At 72.0% G+C, this 1,143-nt stretch carries 1 protein-coding gene and 1 pseudogene; both read left to right on the plus strand.

Annotated features, from left to right (window positions below):
• Nucleotides 1-199, plus strand: a pseudogene (locus D7W82_RS39720) (hypothetical protein); the annotation flags it as partial.
• A 182-nt stretch (nucleotides 200-381) separates the two neighbouring features.
• Complete coding sequence (locus D7W82_RS39725; protein ID WP_171427738.1) at nucleotides 382-924, plus strand: hypothetical protein; 543 nt, start codon at nucleotides 382-384, stop codon at nucleotides 922-924.
• The last annotated feature ends 219 nt before the right edge of the window (nucleotides 925-1,143 follow it).

Genomic DNA, 1,143 nt, shown 5'->3' on the forward strand with positions numbered 1-1,143 from the left:
GGCCCCGCCCAATCCGTCCGCTCCCAGCCAGCCGGAGGCCCTGGAGGGCGCGCCGGAGCCCCTGGAGTCGGGCGCGGGCCATCCGGAAGGCCCGGACGGTTCGGACATGGACGACGAGGAGCCGGAGTCCGCCAGCGGCGAGTACGAGCTGGACGGCGAGGCCCCGTCGGGCCGCCCGCCCAAGCCAACGCTCCACTGAGGGGCGCGGCGTGCCCAGGCAGGGAAGGTTCTTCCCCTGCCCCCCGCCTTTCAACATCCGCCCCGTAGGATTTACGTCCTCCGGCCGCCCTTCAGGGCACCCCCATTGCCCAAGTGGGCGGATTCATTGGGAACCAGCAACCGTCTGGCGTTGGCAAAGCCCTTGCTATGTCTTTGTTCGCGATGCGGACGACAACGGACATGGCGGCGGAGCGGGGACGGAAGAAGGCCGGGGCGGCCCGGGTCTTCAGCAAGCAGCCGGAGCGCATCGCGGCCCTGTGGCGGCGGATGCGGCTGGCGGCACACGAGGGCCAGGGCGTTCCGGGCGCGAGCCTGCTGGACGGACTGGTGGAGCCCTTCGTCCGGGAGCTGGGGCTGACGCTGGAGGGCGTGGAGTCCAGCCCCTGGAGCCGCACCCGCGCGGTGCTGCGCCTGGCGCCGGAGCGTGGCGCGCGGGCCCTGCACGACGAGTTCGCGCTGCTGCGGCGGTGCCTGGTGGACGCCCTGGAGGTGCTGGGCGGCGGAGACACGGAGCGCCAGCGCATCAACCGCGCGATTGACGAGGCCGTGGACAGCGCGGTGGCGCTGCTCCAGCGGATGGCGGACCCGAAGGCGGATGGGCCCCGGGTGCCGTTCGGCGGTCTGGTGGTGGAGTACTTCGAGCGGCCGTCCCACGCGCGCCGGGCCCCCATGGGCCGCCGCGACGAGCGGTCCGCCATGCACTGAGTTTGAAGTCGACACGCAGGGATTCGACGGCGCGCGGGAAGGCGCCAGGGTTTTGTTGCAAGGGTTTGCCGATCCGTCCGGCTTGACACTCCTCATTGAGGAAGGGTCCGGGGGCTGGCGGGAGGGTGCGCTGTCATGGATGGGGGTCCGTGACGCGCCTTGAGGGTGCGTGTTCCCGCTCGGGGGAGCGGTGAGCCGCACACAGTCGAACGCCGGAAC

Source organism: Corallococcus sp. CA049B, from assembly GCF_003611685.1.
GTDB lineage: Bacteria > Myxococcota > Myxococcia > Myxococcales > Myxococcaceae > Corallococcus > Corallococcus coralloides.